The sequence below is a fragment of the Parabacteroides timonensis genome (assembly GCF_900128505.1).
In the GTDB taxonomy this organism is placed as follows: Bacteria; Bacteroidota; Bacteroidia; order Bacteroidales; family Tannerellaceae; genus Parabacteroides; species Parabacteroides timonensis.
This window is the reverse complement of the sequence record NZ_LT669940.1, coordinates 1,436,309-1,454,033: the sequence shown is the minus strand read 5'-3', so window position 1 is coordinate 1,454,033 and position 17,725 is coordinate 1,436,309. Positions and strand designations below refer to the sequence as shown.

Here is a 17,725-nt window from a genome sequence, read left to right as displayed (position 1 = left end):
AATAAATTCATACTTTTGTATTGATTTTAGATTTGTAATTGTGTTGCAATAATTCGACTAAAGTCTTCTAAACGGAAAATGTTGGTCGCATTTTCCGTTTTTCTTTTATTCAGTTATTCCTCATAGGCATACATCATTTTATTGTTAATACATTATTTTATTTCTCAGATATGTAGACCTGGTCGCCGTCTATCATATATTTCATACGTTTATCGGCAGTCATAACCCGCATGATCTGTTCCAGGTTTTCGCCACGGATAAAATCTCCCGTGATAATAATATTTTTCAATTCGTCGGATGCAATATGGATATCGACATTGAAACTTCTCTCCAACTGACGGGCTATATTCTCGAAAGTCATACTATTGAAGTAATATTTACCCTCTCTCCATGAAGTATAATAATTCAAATTCACATCCCGCTTTGATATACGTTTATTTACTTTATCATAACTGATTTGCTGTCCCGGGGTCAACTGCAAAACATTCATTTGATTTTCCAGCCGGACTCCGACTTTTCCTTCAGTCAAAGTAACTTCTATGGAATTCTCTTCTTCATAAGCTTTCACATTGAATTTAGTGCCAAACACCTGTACATTCACATCTTCCGCTTTTACAATAAATGGGCGGGAAGGATCTGAAACGACTTCAAAAAAAGCCTCTCCAGAAACCGTCACCACTCTATTTTTAGAAACAAAGGCTGTTGGATAGCATAACTTGGTACCAGCATTCAAAATAACCTTACTCCCATCCGGTAATGTAACGGTAGACTTCATTCCCAAAGGATTGGCCAATTCTATCGGCTGGCTGTTCAGTTCCTTATACCCCTGCTGGAAAGAAAAATATCCGGTTATTCCCAGCAAAACAGCGATTGAAGCCGCAGCCGAAACAATCTTCAACCAAAGTCTGCGACGAATAGCACCATCTATTTTTCGGTTTAACTGAGTTAGAATCCCCCTTCGCATATCTTCTCCTTTAGCAATCACAGAGGGAGATAGCTCGATACCATTAAGTAATCCGAGTAATTTCGCATGATCGGGATGCTCCGTCGACCATTTGTCTAAACATTCCTGATCCCCTACTGATAACTCATTCAGTAACTCGTCATTAATACGATCTATGTTATTTTTTGATTCTTCCATATTTACCTCCTATTACTCTAAGGAGGAGGTAAGAGCTAATTTCGTTTAAAGGAAAAGTAACTTTTTTGATATTTTTTTCTTCAACAAGTAGTAAAGAACTGCTGTCAAGCAATATAGGTAAGAAATAGAGCAAATGTAATATCCGGGAAATGAGGTTTCAGGCTAGTTACAATCTTATCAATCGCGATTTTCATTTGTACACGGACCGTACTTTCATTGATCGACAATCTTTCGGCTATCTCTTTCGGTTTCAGTCCTTCCTGTCTGGCCAGCAAAAAAATCATACGGCATTTTTCGGGCAAACTATTGATTACCTGATTCAACAGGTTATCTATTTCGGCTGTCAGCAATTCATCTTCCGGAGATATTCCGCCTTTGACTTCCAATTGAAGCTTAGCCTCTTCCAACGAGACAAAACGATCCCTCGATACCCGTGTCAAATAACGGGTAGATTCATTCCGTACAACAATAAACAGATACGTTTTGATATTTCCAATCTCTTTCAATTTTAAGCGGGATTGCCAGACAGAGAAAAAGGCATCGGCTACCACCTCACGGCAGGCTTCAGTATCTTTCAGAAAATAGTAAGCAAAACGAAAAACCTGATCGTAATACAGATCATAAAACAAATTAAAAGCCAACCTGTTATCTTCAGACAACAGGGTAAGCAAGTTCTTTATATCTATCGTTTTGCTGCTCAATTTCCTTTTCTTTTCCGCAACAAACATAATAAAATAATTCAAGAGACCTTATATTGTTACTCACTATTTACTTTTCAATATTCAGTAACTTCAAATTATTAAGTACCGTTTGTTGGGACACTTGCTAAATAGATTCAGCCTGTTCCGAAGGACATCCGGGGTTTTCCTTTGTCTGAGATCGTGCAGAATAAATGAGTATGGCTATTCCCTATAAAGAGCACATGCAGAGAATCTTGCTTGTCCTGCCCATAACTACCCAATAACACCGATAAAAAGAGTATTCCAAATGTAAAAAAACAAGGTCCTTTTCATATAGACAGAATTATTTCAGATGACAGTTGACAAGTGTCACTTGTCAACTGTCATCTGTCAACTAAAAAATGTTTCACACATTTTTCTATATTATCCGCAATGGAAATACGTATTCACCAAGCGAATCATTCCTTCCGGATCACTCTTCAGGTCATCCCGCAAGGAGAAGTCGTTATATGATTGCAACTTTTTAATGATGCCGTCGATCATACTCGGACTAAATACATTGTACTTTTCAAAGATTGCCCGTTGTTTCAGCAAACGTTCGGCTGAAGCGGCACAACTGTCGGGTAATTGATCTAATGTACTTAAGCGGTCTTTATTTTCTTCCTGATGAATATTGACGTTGACATACGTCTTTTCTGCAATCTCCAAGGCATTCTCTATTTCAAAACCATAACGGCAGGCAACCGCCAATCCGGCAAGCAGCTGATACAGGTCGGCCGAACCATCCGGCGAACGCATCTCTACGGTTTGCTTCTGTGTCGTGTCGTAATGGCTATCCTGTTCCAACGGGTTAGCGAGTGAACACATATCTTTCTTTGCAGCCCAACCCAGCGGAACACGAACCAATACGGAACGGTTACGATCACCCCAACAGATATTCGTAGGAGCTTCCTGGTGAGGAACCAAACGGAAGTAAGAAGTCGGATTCGTGTTTCCGAAAGCAGTAATGGAAGATGCCAACTGCATCATACCGGCAATCGCCTTACGGGCTGTTTCAGACAATACCCCGTCTTTCAGCATCTGGTTTTGACCTTCTTTCATGATGCGCATGTGGATATGCAGACCGGAACCGGCCTTTCCTACCGTAATCTTCGGAGCGAAAGTAATATCCAATCCATAACTGTAAGCCAGGTTACGAATAACCCATTTGGCAATAACAAGCTGGTCGGCAGCATCCTCCACCCTTGTCGGAAGAAACTCTATTTCATTCTGTTCGTATATTTTCCCGTTCAAGGTAAAATTACCTACTTCGGAATGACCATATTTGATCTGTCCGCCTGCCTGTGAGATATAGTGCATACACTGGGTGCGGAACTCGTTGAACTTGGCAAAAGGCCCGGATTCATGATAACCTCGTTGGTCGGTTGCCGGAAACAGTTCTTCTTCCTCTGCTATTACATAATATTCTAGTTCACCCATGGCTTCAAACTCCATTCCGGTCACTTCGGTAAAAGCTTTACTTGCTTTATGCAAAGTATATTCCGGTGAGCTTTCTAACGGCTCCCCGTCCTTATTGAAGAAAGAGCAGAGCATACTGACTGTCGGTAATTCGGCAAAAGGATCGACAAAAGCCGTTCGGAAACGAGGGATCACATACAGGTCGCTGCTACCGGCTTCGATGAAAGAGAACAGGCTCGAACCGTCCACACGTTCGCCACAGGTTAGAATTGCATCGAGGTAGGCAGCGTTATTTATAACAAAATTCAATGTCTTCAACCGGCCATCGCCTGCCGGATACATAAAGTTTACCATTTTGATTCCCTTCTCGCGGATGAAAGAAATAATGTCCGCTTTTGTAAATTGGGAAGAAGGTTTTTGCAGAAACTCAACCAAAAGGTTGGAGTTCATTTCTAATTCGTTTTTCATGCTTCGTTGATTGTTTTACAGTATAGATTTAACTATCAATTCTATCGTTCCCAAAGATAGAAAAAGAAACTTCGACTGCCCTGTTTTCCTTGAATTTTATCATACAAGAAAATTATTATTTTCACTTTTCTTCAAAAAGCCTTGCATATTAAAAACAAAAAGCTACCTTTGCACCCGCAATACGGAAGTAGCTCAGTTGGTAGAGCACTGGTCTCCAAAACCAGGTGTCGGGAGTTCGAGCCTCTCCTTCCGTGCACAAGGCAATACATTCATCGGATGTGTTGCCTTTTTTTATTCCTTCCCGAACAGAAATCATCCATACCCCTTCTTATTGTTTTTACAACGGCATGTTTTTTTACATTAGTGCCGATGAAATCTTTGTTTGACACTCGTGGGACAGCTGTTCGACCTGGCTCAGACAGCTGTCCCACCCTTGTCGAACAGTTATCCGACGAAGGTCGAACAAAGAATATGTCGGCAGGAAAAATGTTTTTAATCGTGATGAGAAATTATAAAAGATTAGTTATCCTATGATTAGTATCGAGTAATAATCGTATATTGCACGTAGTTTATCACTAGCTAAAAATCAACGGATAAAAACAAGCGTACTATGAATATAATTAAATATACACTATTACTGGGAGGTACGATTTGCCTGTTAACTTCTTGTGGGGCTACTTACTCCAATGCTGTGGCGGCAGATAAAAACATTCAGAAACTAGAACTGGGAATGAGCAAACTGGAGATTATAAACATTATGGGGAGTACCTATAAAAGACTGGAAGTCAAACAAACGGCTAATGGTTACCGGGAAACACTCGGATTTCCAGATTTTCAGGATGGCATTTATCAACTTCGACTGCTTGACGGGAAACTTCAGGAATGGGATTATTTACAACCTAACAAATGCAAGGATAATTGTTCGGATAAATAATATTGGTGCAAAAAGAGCCGGCAGGTTCAGCTAATGAAAAAGACTGAACCTGCTGCAATATTCAGTCAGATAATATTTCCAGGCCGTCCTCCCGCATCACAAAGGTATGTTCCCACTGTGCAGAAGGAAGTTCGTCGTCTGTTATTACGGTCCATCCATCCTCTTCGGCGATGTAAACGCGATAAGTTCCCATATTGATCATCGGCTCGATGGTAAAAACCATGCCCGGAACCAAAAGCATCCCCGTTCCCTTACGACCGAAATGAGCCACTTCCGGCTCTTCATGGAATTCCAATCCGACACCATGACCGCATAAGTCGCGAACCACCGAAAAACCATTCTTCTCGGCATGCTTCTGAACGGCATGTCCGATATCGCCGACATAACCAAAAGGCCTGGCTGCCTCCATGCCGACTTCCAGACATTCCTTCGCCACACGAACCAGCTTCTCTTTCCCCGGAGAAACTTTACCGATCATAAACATACGGGATGCATCCGAAAAATAACCGTCCAGGATGGTAGATACATCTACGTTGATAATATCACCTTCCTTCAGTATCTCCTTTTCGCTGGGGATACCATGACAAACGACTTCATTGATCGAAGTACATACGCTCTTCGGAAAGCCTTCAAAGTTCAACGGAGCCGGAATAGCACCGTGATCCGTCGTATAATCGTACACCAGCTTATCGATCTGGGCTGTCGACATTCCTGCCTTGATCTCTTTTGCAACCAAATCAAGGATACCAGAGTTTACGACTCCGCTTCTACGAATGCCTTCGATCTGTTCTTCTGTTTTAATCAGTTTTCGGGAAGGAACCAAATGACCTTTATTCTGGAGATAGAGTATCTTTTTATCGAATTCCGTTAGTGGCTGGCCTTTGATGATCTGCCAATTATTTCTTCTTCTCATACGTCTTTACTTTTATCGTTTAGAAGAAACAAAGGTACGTTTGTTTTCTTTTACAGAAGAGAAAATGAGTTTAATAAAGTTCAAAAAACGACTCCAACCTTTAAGGAAAGGCTATGATGGCTCAGGGATTCCTGATAGGAAGAGACGAAAGAGGAGGTTGTGTATTCTTTCAGACGGTCCAGTTCCTGCAACTCATATCCCAAAGCCAGTAAAACCGTACACTTTGAAAACAAGGAGGTTTGCACACCTATGGCCGGTGAAAGAAAAAAGCCGCCGTTCACATCTCCCGAAGGGGCAAAAGAATATCCAGCACTACAATCCAGATAAGGAGTGAACCGGGCCGGTTTTATAAGATTATACCGTATACCGGCAAACAACGGAATCAGGACTTCTTTATCATAAAGTGAAAATCCTGTTCCGGCCCCAACCATCAAACGGCTGTTGAATGCATACAGGATTTCTCCCTGCAAAGAGAACGGAACCGTAGAAGGAGAGCTCATGGGGATGCCCGTACCGACTGTTACCTGATAACAGACCGGCTTGTTTTTCTCCTGTCCCTTCAATAGAAAAGGGACTAACAGCAAAAGGCTGATGAATATGAATGGTTTCATGGCTGTACTATTATTGTTATCTGTTTAATGATCTGTAAGGCGGTAGTGAGAGAAGAGGTTTCCGGATAGATCGCTCCGTCGCTACCGTCTGTCGAGCTATGACCGATCAGTTCTGCGGTATATTTTTTCCGGTCGGATGCCAGGTCTATATCTATTGCATAAATAACGGCTGGTTGTCCACTTCCCTCTTTTCCTCCGGAGTAGTTGCTGTCTCCTTCTTTTGCCGACTTCGGATAGTTGTCGTTAAAGTCGGTAGAGTGGTTGATCTCTATTTTGACTCTGAATTGTTTAAGTTCATTGCCGGGATGTAGCTTTACATCAAAGCCCGAATGGGGAGTTGCACCGGTCAGACCGTCGATAAAGGGAGATTTCTTTGTCGGCAGATAAAGACCGTCTTCATATTCCACTCCACGGGAATAGCACCAATGCGGCAGAGCCTCTTTTCTTCTGTTCTTACCGGATGCCAGCCAGGTTTGCGTGGCTATCTTATGGGTGACATATACGGTGGAAAGATAATTTCCTTTCGTATCTTCCAACCAGATAGCGATCTGCGGGGGATTCTTTTTACTTATGCCCAGGAACAAAGGAAAGTCGTGTAGCCAGGAGTCTCCTTTCTCGACCGTTATCTTCAGATCGTTGTTCTCATATTCCACTAAATCGTTATTGCAGGAGCAGCAGGTTAATAGAACGGCTCCGAGACCTGCCAGGATGGTTGTTTTATTCATGGTTTCCGTTATTTATCCAGTTATCTATTATTTTGTCCAGGCCATTCTCCAGTTGTTCCCAACCGTCTTCAGACTGTAACTTGATGCCGTTATATACCGGACAAGTCTCTTCCAACAGCACTAGGTAACTGATAGAAGCTGAAAGGATTGTCGCCATGATCGATATTTCCGACTCCGGCCTGTTTGTCAACCGGCTTACGGCACCGACCAGCCACATACCTTTGGCTTCCCGTCTTTCCCTCAATTCTTTTATCACCTTGTTCTTTGCGGAAAGTTCCCAACGATATAATCGCCGTAAAGTATAGTCACTACGGAGCATCCTGATTTGATTACGGAAAAGATCCTTTATAAAATCTCCCAGGTGTTCCGTATCCGGCAGTTCCGGCTCCAGGTTGATCCAGTAGTCATATTTCTGGATATAAGCAGCGATCAATCCGTCCAGCGAGTCAAAATAACGATATATCAGCATCTTTGAAACTCCGGCTTTGGCAGCTACCGCATTGACGCCTAAATTCTCGAAACCCTCATCCTCTATCAGGGTATTGACAGCGTTCAACAAGGCAAGCTCTGTCAACTCCCTGTTTTTACTTGGTTTTACTATAACTTCTTCTTTTTCCATATGTTATTACTTTGTTACCAACTGGTCACAAAAGTAAGTTACCCATCGGTAACATGGATAAGGAAGTTCTCTTTTTTTGCTTTATTAAGAGATCAGGAAGAAATATGAATAGGATTAACCGGTCGGTGTGTCATTCTTGCTATGCAAATATTCTTTCTTGAACATATTGAAGCAAAGCATGAAAACCGAGATTAGAAGCGGTCCGAAGATCACTCCCATAAATCCGAATAAGGACAGACCGATGATGACACCGAAAATAGTTACCAAGGGATGTATATCCGCCATTTTCTTCTGTAACATAAAACGGATCAGGTTATCTACGTTCGTAATCACGATCAGTGCATAGGCGGCCAATCCCAACCCATTTACCCAATCACCGGTCAATGCCATATATACGACAAGGGGAAGCCAGACAATAGCGGTTCCGACAACAGGAATTATAGTTGCAAAGCAGGTCAGAAACCCGAAAAGGAAAGCACTCGGTGCATTAAATATCCAATAGCCCAGCATGGCGATCAGTCCCTGGATAATAGCCAGCAAAGGAATACCTATTGCATTGGATGTTACGATCATATTGATCTCTTTCAGGACTTCTTTCTTATTTCTTTCGTTGAAAGGCAGGATGTCATAAATATAAGCTTCCATCTGGCTGCCACCGATCAACATAAAATAAAGTATCAACACCAGTACGGCTACATTGATAGCAAAACCGCTGATACCTCCCATCAACGCCTGTCCGATCTTAGGTAGTACGGAGACGATCGATGCGATATTGCCTTTATCCAATATATTATATCCTACTTTCTGACGGACAATATCAGCAATATGCTCAAAACTGCTGACCAGTACGGTCGGATCGAGATTGATCGTCTGTAATTTATTGATAAACAACCATACGGCCAGAGAGAGAGGGATCAGAAAACATAAAATAGTTTCGAGTAATAGAAGTATAGCTACCAGGCTGCGGTTCAGATGTTTCTTTTCCGTAAGATGCAGCATCTGTTTTCTTAGCAATATATAGATGGTGAATGCTCCGAGTATCCCTCCCAGGAATGGCATAAATTCAATAAAAAGTATTATCCCCATGACCAGGATGATTGTAATTAGGGAATACTTCCAGTACGATTCTTTCAAGCTCATATTCGTTTATAATAGAATGTTTAACCTCATTAATAACAACGGCTGATCACAAATGTTTCCGATCGTGATTCCTATCCTTTCTAATAAAACAAATTTATCAGCACAGTTGTTAAGATTAAGTCATTTTAATTATAACTTTATGCCTGTTATATTTAACAAAGAAAATACCGTACCTTCGTTGTTATATATTAAAAGAACGACTAAAAATATATTCAGATGAAAAAAGTAAACAATTCAATTCTGCGCAGTGCTTTTGCTATGATATTAGGATTCGTACTGGTTTTATGGCCGGAAGCCGCAGTCACCTATCTGGTTATCGCCATAGGTATCTGTTTTATACTACCCGGGATCTTTTCTTTACTCAGTTACTTTACACGGGAAAAAGTAAAGGGAGAACCTTCACCGATGTTCCCTATCGATGGCGCCGGAAGTATTCTATTCGGAGCATGGCTGGTGATTATGCCGGCGTTTTTTGTGAATATATTAATGTATATACTGGGAGCTTTACTGGTTATAGCCGGAGTCCAGCAAATCATAATGCTGGTTTCGGCACGTAAGTGGAATATCGTGCCGTTCGGCTTTTATGTAATGCCAGCACTTATCTTATTGACCGGCATCATGATCATCGCTTACCCGTTTGGAGCAGCGGCAAATACATTTGTCATCTTTGGCGTCGCCAGTATTTTCTATGGAGTCATAGAATTATTGAACTGGTACAAGTTCCGCCAAAGATAAACCGAAGGTTACGACTTACGATATTCCATCGGGGAAATACCCATATGCTTTTTAAAGAATTTCCCAAATGTCGACTGATCGGAAAAATGCAGAATATCTGCGACTTGCTGTACAGTTGCCTGCGGAGCTTTCAACAGAATCTTCGCTTCCACGATCAAAGCATCGTCGATCCACTTATTCGCTGATTTTCCGGTCAGTTCTTTTAAGATAAGAGACAGATACTGAGGAGTGATAAACAGTTTCTCTGCATAAAATGTTACCACATGCTGTTCTTTGCAATGTTCAAACAATAACTGCAGGAATTGTTCAAAAAGCTCCTCTTTACGTGAAAGGGCCGGCACCAACATTCCGTCTTTTTTACCCATCAGGATATTGGCTATCTCCAATAGAAAACCGACAAAGGCATTTTGCATCACCTCTTTCTGGAAGAAATGAGAGCGGTTCTTTATTTTCTTTCTCAGTAATTCTATCTGGTCGTTTATTAATTCCGTTTCCTCCGGTTCAAAAGTGGTACATGGATTCTTCTTCAATTGCATATAGTTTGCCATGGAAGGACTACGCTTGGCTGGATTGCACTCATCCAGAAAATATTTTGAAACAACCAACAGTTTCCCTTTAAAATCCTTACTGACTTTGTTCAACTGCATCGTATGCGTAGGCATAATAATAACGAAACTGTTTGCTTTTAACACATAAGGTACATAATCCAGATAAATTTCTGACGAGCCTTCTAATGCCAAAACCATCAGAAGCGCATCCAAGCGCATCGGAGTTGTATATTCATTTACATCAGAACCATCTATATCACGGGTTCCATCGATATCCGCTATTGAAAAAATATCCTGAAAGCTGTCACGAATAACAATACCCCTATTCAACTCAGCCAAATCTATTAAAGGAAGATTTTCCATAATTTTCTTTATTTACTCAATCGTAGTAAGTGCAAAGATAGCCTTTTATTTATACCTGCAACATTTTTTGTTTCATTTTTTACCAATTCAAACACAATTTCGCCCGATAGAGATTCTTTAAAGCCTATAAGATTTCGTTTCAAACCAATCATGTAACGGAATAAACCTTTTCGGTTTTCTAAATTAAGCAGACCTTTGCCAACGTACATAATTATCGAGAATACAAAAATATATATGAATAAAGAACAGATAATGATGACTGCGCTTGACTTGTTCTCGCAACACGGAATAAAAAGTGTGAGCATGGATGATATCGCCCGTAACATGGGGATATCAAAGCGCACAATTTATGAATTCTTCGAAGATAAAGAAACTCTTCTGGTGAAAGGCATCGAATACAATCATAAAAAGATGAAGCAGGTATTGACCGAGCTGGAAGAAGGTCCCTACTCTGTTGTAGAAGAGATCATCTTATTTTATGAAGAATGCATGAAGCGTCCCCGGTGGTATAACCGGAAATTCTATGATGATCTGAAACGATATCCGAAGGCCCTGGAATTAAATGAAAAAAATAAAGCTGAATTTTCAAAGAAATGCATGAAGCTTTTTTCCAGAGGTGTAAAAGAAGGAGCCTTTCAGAAAGGTATAAATTTTGAAATTGTAACTCTGCTGGCAAAAGAACAGATCAAAATGATACGCCCCACAGGTGCATTCCTGAACCATTCTGTATCGGAAGTCTACAAGACCGTCTTATTTACTTTCTTACGTGGGATATGTACAGAAAAAGGTCTTGCAATATTAGACAGATACGCATTGAAACAATCACAGAATTTATTGTGAGAGAATTATAATAGGTATTATATTCAAAATCAAATCTAGTTTAAATGAAACGAGTATTAGTTAGGAAAAAGATGATGTGGGTAGTTTTGATGTTGCTACCATCTCTGGCCTTTACTTCAGCCAAAGCACAGGATGTCCTGAAGCTGAACCTGAGTAAAGCACTGGAGATTGCGCTGAGTGAGAACCCAACCGTAAAAGTCGCAGACAAAGAAATCGAAAAGAAAAAGTATGCGCAAAAGGGTTCGTATGCCGCCCTGTTCCCAGATATTAGCTTTGCTGCCGACTACAACCGGACACTGAAAAAACAGGTAATGTATATGGATGGCTTCGATATGGGAAGTTCGGAAATTCCCGAAGGAACAGAAGTGCCGGATATGAGTAAAGGGATCGAAGTTGGACGCGATAACAACTGGAGTCTCGGATTTAACGCTTCGATGCCGCTGGTAAATGCATCTTTATGGAAGAGCCTGAGCATATCGGCTCTGGACGTCGAACTATCGGTGGAACAAGCACGTTCATCCAAAATATCTATGGTGAACCAGGTAAAGAAAAGTTTCTACAGTGTATTACTGGCCAACGATTCATACCGTGTATTCAAAGACAGTTACGACAACGCAATGGAGAATTATCTGGACATCAAGAAGAAATATGAACAGGGAACCGTTGCCGAATACGACCTGATCCGTGCCGATGTTACTGTAAAGAACAGCGAACCCAATATGTTACAGGCATTAAACTCATTAACACTTGCTAAATGGCAACTGAAAGCATTATTAGGAATGGACCTGGAAACAGAGATCGATTGCGAAGGTACGCTGGTTGACTATGAAACCGAGTTATTCGCAGACTTTTTATCGACCGACACAACACTTTCCGAGAACACGGATTTGAAACAGATCGATTTACAAGCCGAACAACTGAAAAAGACATTGATGATGCAGAAGTTCGATTATCTGCCAACACTGTCTTTAACCGGTCTCTACCAGTGGACGTCCATGAATAATGATTTCAAGTTCAAGAACTACCAATGGAACCCTTATTCAATGATCGGTGTAACGCTGACCGTTCCTATCTTTTCAGGAGGAAGCAAATATCATAAGATCAAACAGACACAGGTATCCATGCAACAGATGGATTTGCAGCGCGAGGATACAAAACGTAACCTGCAACTGTCTATCAAACAATATATGGATAATATGAACACTTGCATCAAGAAGTTCGATGCAGCACAAAAAGGGGTGGAACAGGCAAACCGCGGATATCTTATCGCCCAGAAGCGATATGACACCGGTGCCGGAACACTATTGGAAATGAATGATGCCGAGTTGGCACTCACGCAATCGAAGTTGAATTTCAATCAAGCCATATACGATTATATGGTAGCTAAATCAGATCTGGAGAAAGTACTGGGTCAACAAAATTACTAATTAACTAGCAATGAGAATAAAAATAAAAACAGTTTACAATATGAAAACACGTGAAATGCTGAAAGTTGTACCACTCGTTACGTTAGCCTTGCTGATGTCCTGCTCGGGTGAGAAGAAAGACGCAACAACACAGGCCGTTGATGAAAAGGTGAAAGTGAAAATAGAACAGGTATCAGCTCAGGATGTAGACCAGATAGCAGAATTTACAGCCACTGTGGAAGCAAATATAAAGAATAATATAGCCCCTCAGTCGCCGGTCCGTATTGAGAAACTGTTCGCAGAAGTAGGCGACCATGTGAAAGAAGGCCAGCTATTGGTCAAAATGGATGCCAACAACCTGAAACAAGCCAAAGTCCAGTTGGACAATCAGGAAGTGGAGTTCAAGCGTATCGACGAACTATATAAAGTAGGCGGTGCTTCGAAATCAGCCTGGGATGCTCAGAAAACCCAGTTGGATATAAGCCGTGAAAGTTACAAGAACTTGCAGGAAAATACCCAGTTACTAAGCCCGATCAGTGGTATCGTGACTGCCCGTAATTACGATAACGGCGATATGTATAGCGGTGGAGATCCGATCTTTACCGTCGAACAGATTCGTCCGGTCAAACTGCTCGTGAATGTTTCCGAAAGCTATTTCACCCAGGTTAAGAAAGGGAATGAAGTAGATATCAAGTTGGATGTTTACGGCGACGAAGTATTCAAAGGTAAAGTGAGTCTGGTTTATCCGACTATCGATGCAACAAGCCGTACTTTCCCTGTCGAGATCAAGATTGCAAATACCGACGAACGCGTACGCCCGGGAATGTTTGCCCGTGCAACAATGAACTTCGGTACAAGAAATCACGTTGTCACCCCCGACCAGGCTATCGTTAAACAGTCCGGTTCAGGCGACCGCTACATTTATGTATATAAGAATGGAAAAGTATCTTACCAGAAGGTAGAGCTGGGACGTCGTATGGGTAACAAATACGAAATTATATCAGGTGTCGAGAACGGCGACCAGGTGGTAACAACCGGTCAGAACCGTTTGACTAATGGAATGGAAGTAGAAATTGACAAGTAAGAAATAACACTATATGAGTTTATATGCAACAGCGGTCAAAAAGCCGGTAACCACCGCCCTCGTGTTTGTGGCAGTGGTAATTATGGGGCTTTTTTCCCTAACCCGATTATCAGTAGACTTGCTGCCGGAGATCGAGACCAACATGATCATGGTCATGACGGCCTATCCCGGAGCCAGTGCCACAGATATTGAAATGAACGTATCCAAGCCATTGGAAAACGTGTTGAACAGTGTGAGTGACCTGAAGCACATCACATCACAATCTCGCGAAAACATCTCTATCGTTACGCTGGAATTTGAATACGGAACCGATATTGATGTCGCGACCAACGACGTCCGGGATAAACTGGACATCGTAGAGTCGTCGCTGCCGGATGATGTAGAAAATCCGATCATCTTTAAGTTTGGTACCGACGATATTCCTATCCTGTTGCTTTCCGTGACAGCAGAAGAAAGTACCAACGCCTTATATAAGATCCTGGACGATAAAGTATCGAACCCACTGGCACGTATCAGCGGCGTGGGTGCGGTATCTATCTCAGGAGCACCGATCCGCGAGGTACAGGTATATTGCGACCCTTACAAACTGGAGGCTTACGGACTGACTATCGAAGGCATTTCAACAGTCATCGCCCAGGAAAACCGTAACACTCCGGGGGGTAGCATCGATATCGGTTCGAACACCTACACGCTACGTGTACAGGGCGAGTTTACCAATGCCAAACAGATGCTCGACCTCGTAGTGGGAAGCAACAACGGCAGAAATGTATATCTGCGTGACATCGCGCGGGTAGATGATTATATAGAAGAACGTGCTCAGGAAACCTTCAATAATGGAGGTAAAGGGGGTATGATCGTTATCCAGAAACAATCCGGTGCAAACTCGGTAAACATCGCCAAAAAGGTACACGAGAAACTTCCGGAGATACAGGCTAGCTTACCGTCGGATGTACAACTAGGGGCAATTATGGATACTTCTACAAACATCTTAAACACGATCGACAGTTTGCAGGAAACGATCATGATCACCTTCATTGTCGTTATGTTGGTTGTATTTATCTTCCTGGGGCGCTGGAGAGCGACATTTATTATTATTCTGACTATCCCGATCTCGTTGATCGCCGCCTTCGCATACTTGTTGGCGTCAGGAAACACATTGAACATCATCTCTCTGAGTTCACTGTCCATTGCAATCGGTATGGTGGTGGATGATGCCATCGTAGTATTGGAAAACGTCACGACGCATATCGAGCGGGGAAGTAAACCGAAACAGGCGGCAGTACATGCAACCAATGAGGTGGCTATTTCTGTTATCGCTTCTACGCTGACCATGTTGGCAGTATTCCTGCCGTTGACCATGGTTACTGGTATGGCCGGTATCCTTTTCAAACAGTTAGGATGGATCGTTAGTATCATTATGATCGTATCTACCATAGGTGCCTTGACGCTGACTCCGATGCTTTGTTCCCAGTTGTTACGTCTCGATCCGAAGAAAGGTCGTTTATATGTATTATTCTTCACACCGATCGAAAAAGCACTGAATGCACTGGATGTAGCTTATGCACGCTTCCTGAGTTGGGCTGTCCGCCACCGCAAAACGGTTATCACAGGTGCTGCATTGGTATTCTTTGGTAGTATGCTATTGATACCGACTGTAAAAACTGAGTTCTTCCCGACACAGGATAATGCCCGTATCGGTATTACTATCGAACTACCGATCGGTACCCGCCAGGAAATAACACGTGACCTGGCTCTACGTATCGACAAACAGTTCCGTGAGAAATATCCGGAAATCCTTGTTCTGAACTTCACCGAAGGACAGGCCGATACGGACAACACATTTGCACAGCTGAGCGATAACGGTTCGCACATCATCGAAATGAACATCAACCTGAGTAGTGTCGGTGATCGTGAAAGAGGCCTTATCGAGATTTGTGATATGATGCGTGAAGACCTGGCCGAATATTCGGAGATCAAAGAGTATAAGGTATTAGCCGGAGGTCAGTCGGGTTCTATGGGTGGTGAAAATGCTGTGGATATAGAAATCTACGGTTTCGACTTTGCCAAGACCGATGCTGTGGCAGCCGACCTGGCAAGACGCCTGGAAGCATTGAAAGGTTGTTCGCAGGTAAACATCAGCCGTAAAGACTATATCCCGGAATACCAGGTGGATTTCGACCGCGAAAAACTGGCTATGAACGGACTGAACGTAGCAACAGCTTCTTTGTATCTGCGTAACCGCATCAACGGTTCTACTGCTTCCAAATATCGCGAAGACGGTGACGAGTATGATATCAAGGTACGTTATGCTCCGGAATTCCGCCAGTCTATCGAGGACATCGAGAATATCCTGATCTACAATAATGCCGGACAAGGTGTTCGTATCCGCGATGTCGGCAAAGTAGTAGAACGTATGACACCGCCTACCATCGAACGTAAGAACCGTGAACGTATTATCACTGTTTCAGCCGTCGTAGGTCAGGGTGCTGCATTGAGTGACCTGGTTGCTGCCGTACGTGGCGAATTGAAACAGATGGATATCCCGAGCGAAGTAAGCTGGCAGTTGGGTGGTACATTCGAAGACCAGCAGGATACATTCCAGGATCTGGGAACGTTAATGGTATTGATCATCATCCTCGTGTTCATTGTGATGGCCGCCCAGTTCGAATCGTTGACCGACCCGTTCGTGATCATGTTCTCCATTCCGTTTGCCTTTACAGGGGTTATCCTCGGATTGTCGATCACACAAACGCCGCTGGGTGTAATGGCTTTGATCGGTGTGATCATGTTGATGGGTATCGTTGTTAAAAACGGTATCGTATTGATCGACTACACCATCCTGTGCCGCGAACGTGGTATGAGTATTCTTACAGCTGCCGTAGCTGCCGGTAAGTCCCGTCTCCGTCCGGTATTAATGACTACATTGACTACCGTACTGGGTATGATCCCGATGGCTATCGGAACCGGTGAAGGTGCTGAAATGTGGCGTTCGATGGGTATGACAGTTGCCTGGGGTCTTTCGGTTTCCACCTTGATTACGCTGGTTATCGTACCGGTAGTATATTGCGTATTTGCCGGCAACGGAGTGAAACGCCGTCGTCGTAAGATCGCCAAGTTAAACCAACTGGAACAATTATAAAACATAGAAACCGGGAACCCTGAGTTCCCGGTTATAACATAAAATAGAAAGAACAATGAAAGCTATATTCATATCATTCAATCAGGCCTATTACGAAATGATCTTAAGTGTCATGGATCGTAACAACATCCGTGGCTTCACCTACTGGGATGAAGTGCAGGGACGCGGTAGCAAAAACGGCGAACCCCACTACGGCAGTCACGCATGGCCTACACTGAACTCCGCCATACTGGCTATGGTAGACGATGAAAAAGTAGACCATTTCCTCGATCTGTTACATAAAATGGATATGCAAACGGAAGCACAAGGTCTGCGTGCGTTTGTATGGAATGTTGAAAAAACAATTTAAATATACATGAATACACCTTCTGTAACAACATTTAAATTGAGCAGGAAAAAGCAGAGAGGGTTGTTCCTTACAACCCTCTTCTCTGCCCTGATCGGCATAGGTTCCCTTACACTCTCTCACGAGCTGAAGTTAGGCGAAGGACGTTTCCTCCTTCTCCTGGTTGGATTTTTCTCGTTGCTGACCACGGTGTTTTGTTGCATAAGCTATTATTACCTCACACGGGAAAAATTTACAGCTATCTATGTTTCAGAAGAAGGTGTTAATGACATATCCACCGGAAACAGATTTGGTACTATTTTATGGAAAGATGTTGAAAATATCAAAGTTATGGACGATATTAGCAACCTGAAACGCAAATACATTGTGTTAAAGGTCAAAAATCCGAACGAATATATTGACCGTGAACCCGCACGTAGTAAAAAACGTTCCATGGAGCTAAGGCTTCAATACTACGGATCACCTATTTGTATTTCCAACCGCGCGTTGGATTGTACTTTCGAAGAATTAAAACAGGCTGTATTCGAAAGATATAACCTTTATAAAGCTTCTCACGAAGAAGCATAGAATCTTTT

General features: G+C 42.4%; 17 protein-coding genes and 1 tRNA gene. 9 read left to right on the top strand and 9 right to left on the bottom strand.

Features of this window, described 5'->3' with window-relative positions; all coding sequences use genetic code 11:
• Window positions 1–157 precede the first annotated feature (157 nt).
• The 3 genes from BQ7394_RS06340 to BQ7394_RS06330 all read right to left on the bottom strand — a co-directional run bounded on the left by BQ7394_RS06340 (window position 158) and on the right by BQ7394_RS06330 (window position 3,747).
• Complete coding sequence (locus BQ7394_RS06340) at window positions 158–1,141, bottom strand: FecR family protein (RefSeq protein WP_082211673.1); 984 nt, start codon at window positions 1,139–1,141, stop codon at window positions 158–160.
• Between the two features lie 104 nt (window positions 1,142–1,245).
• Window positions 1,246–1,869 (bottom strand): RNA polymerase sigma-70 factor, encoded by a 624-nt coding sequence (locus BQ7394_RS06335; protein WP_075556597.1) that lies wholly within the window; start codon window positions 1,867–1,869, stop codon window positions 1,246–1,248.
• Window positions 1,870–2,244: 375 nt separating this feature from the next.
• The gene (locus BQ7394_RS06330) at window positions 2,245–3,747 is read right to left on the bottom strand and encodes a glutamine synthetase family protein (protein WP_075556596.1); all 1,503 of its coding nucleotides are present in this window, start codon (window positions 3,745–3,747) and stop codon (window positions 2,245–2,247) included.
• Window positions 3,748–3,928: 181 nt separating this feature from the next.
• Between BQ7394_RS06330 and BQ7394_RS06325 the strand changes: the two genes are divergently transcribed.
• Window positions 3,929–4,001, top strand: a tRNA-Trp gene (locus BQ7394_RS06325).
• A gap of 356 nt (window positions 4,002–4,357) precedes the next feature.
• Window positions 4,358–4,681 (top strand): hypothetical protein, encoded by a 324-nt coding sequence (locus BQ7394_RS06320; RefSeq protein WP_075556595.1) that lies wholly within the window; start codon window positions 4,358–4,360, stop codon window positions 4,679–4,681.
• A 61-nt stretch (window positions 4,682–4,742) separates the two neighbouring features.
• Here the strand turns inward: BQ7394_RS06320 and map are convergent, their stop codons facing one another.
• The 5 genes from map to BQ7394_RS06295 all read right to left on the bottom strand — a co-directional run bounded on the left by map (window position 4,743) and on the right by BQ7394_RS06295 (window position 8,689).
• The gene (gene map / locus BQ7394_RS06315; protein ID WP_075556594.1) at window positions 4,743–5,594 is read right to left on the bottom strand and encodes a type I methionyl aminopeptidase; all 852 of its coding nucleotides are present in this window, start codon (window positions 5,592–5,594) and stop codon (window positions 4,743–4,745) included.
• 80 nt (window positions 5,595–5,674) lie between these two features.
• The gene (locus BQ7394_RS06310; RefSeq protein ID WP_075556593.1) at window positions 5,675–6,205 is read right to left on the bottom strand and encodes a hypothetical protein; all 531 of its coding nucleotides are present in this window, start codon (window positions 6,203–6,205) and stop codon (window positions 5,675–5,677) included.
• The gene (locus BQ7394_RS06305; protein ID WP_075556592.1) at window positions 6,202–6,930 is read right to left on the bottom strand and encodes a T9SS type B sorting domain-containing protein; all 729 of its coding nucleotides are present in this window, start codon (window positions 6,928–6,930) and stop codon (window positions 6,202–6,204) included. The genes BQ7394_RS06310 and BQ7394_RS06305 overlap by 4 nt, the downstream gene beginning before the upstream one ends.
• On the bottom strand, window positions 6,923–7,549 hold the full coding sequence (locus BQ7394_RS06300) for a TetR/AcrR family transcriptional regulator (protein ID WP_075556591.1): 627 nt from the start codon (window positions 7,547–7,549) through the stop codon (window positions 6,923–6,925). Before BQ7394_RS06300 ends, BQ7394_RS06305 begins: the two co-directional genes overlap by 8 nt.
• 114 nt (window positions 7,550–7,663) lie before the next feature.
• Window positions 7,664–8,689 (bottom strand): AI-2E family transporter, encoded by a 1,026-nt coding sequence (locus BQ7394_RS06295; protein ID WP_075556590.1) that lies wholly within the window; start codon window positions 8,687–8,689, stop codon window positions 7,664–7,666.
• Window positions 8,690–8,905: 216 nt separating this feature from the next.
• Between BQ7394_RS06295 and BQ7394_RS06290 the strand changes: the two genes are divergently transcribed.
• Entirely contained in the window at window positions 8,906–9,424 is a 519-nt protein-coding gene (locus tag BQ7394_RS06290) for an HdeD family acid-resistance protein (protein WP_075556589.1), read from the top strand.
• A gap of 8 nt (window positions 9,425–9,432) precedes the next feature.
• On the opposite strand, the gene BQ7394_RS06285 is transcribed toward BQ7394_RS06290, so the two are convergent.
• Window positions 9,433–10,335 carry a helix-turn-helix domain-containing protein gene (locus tag BQ7394_RS06285; protein WP_075556588.1) on the bottom strand — a complete coding sequence of 301 codons (903 nt, stop codon included), beginning with the start codon at window positions 10,333–10,335 and terminating at the stop codon, window positions 9,433–9,435.
• 234 nt (window positions 10,336–10,569) lie between these two features.
• Between BQ7394_RS06285 and BQ7394_RS06280 the strand changes: the two genes are divergently transcribed.
• From BQ7394_RS06280 to BQ7394_RS06255, 6 genes are read left to right on the top strand one after another with little or no spacing between them, the layout of a single operon-like run.
• Window positions 10,570–11,175, top strand: coding sequence for a TetR/AcrR family transcriptional regulator (locus tag BQ7394_RS06280; protein WP_075556587.1), 606 nt, complete (start codon window positions 10,570–10,572; stop codon window positions 11,173–11,175).
• A 44-nt stretch (window positions 11,176–11,219) separates the two neighbouring features.
• Complete coding sequence (locus BQ7394_RS06275; protein ID WP_075556586.1) at window positions 11,220–12,602, top strand: TolC family protein; 1,383 nt, start codon at window positions 11,220–11,222, stop codon at window positions 12,600–12,602.
• A gap of 40 nt (window positions 12,603–12,642) precedes the next feature.
• Window positions 12,643–13,665 carry an efflux RND transporter periplasmic adaptor subunit gene (locus BQ7394_RS06270; RefSeq protein WP_075556585.1) on the top strand — a complete coding sequence of 341 codons (1,023 nt, stop codon included), beginning with the start codon at window positions 12,643–12,645 and terminating at the stop codon, window positions 13,663–13,665.
• 13 nt (window positions 13,666–13,678) lie between these two features.
• Entirely contained in the window at window positions 13,679–16,804 is a 3,126-nt protein-coding gene (locus tag BQ7394_RS06265; protein WP_075556584.1) for an efflux RND transporter permease subunit, read from the top strand.
• Between the two features lie 55 nt (window positions 16,805–16,859).
• Window positions 16,860–17,153, top strand: coding sequence for a PG0541 family transporter-associated protein (locus BQ7394_RS06260; protein ID WP_075556583.1), 294 nt, complete (start codon window positions 16,860–16,862; stop codon window positions 17,151–17,153).
• A 6-nt stretch (window positions 17,154–17,159) separates the two neighbouring features.
• Window positions 17,160–17,717 carry an STM3941 family protein gene (locus BQ7394_RS06255; RefSeq protein ID WP_075556582.1) on the top strand — a complete coding sequence of 186 codons (558 nt, stop codon included), beginning with the start codon at window positions 17,160–17,162 and terminating at the stop codon, window positions 17,715–17,717.
• Window positions 17,718–17,725 lie beyond the last annotated feature (8 nt).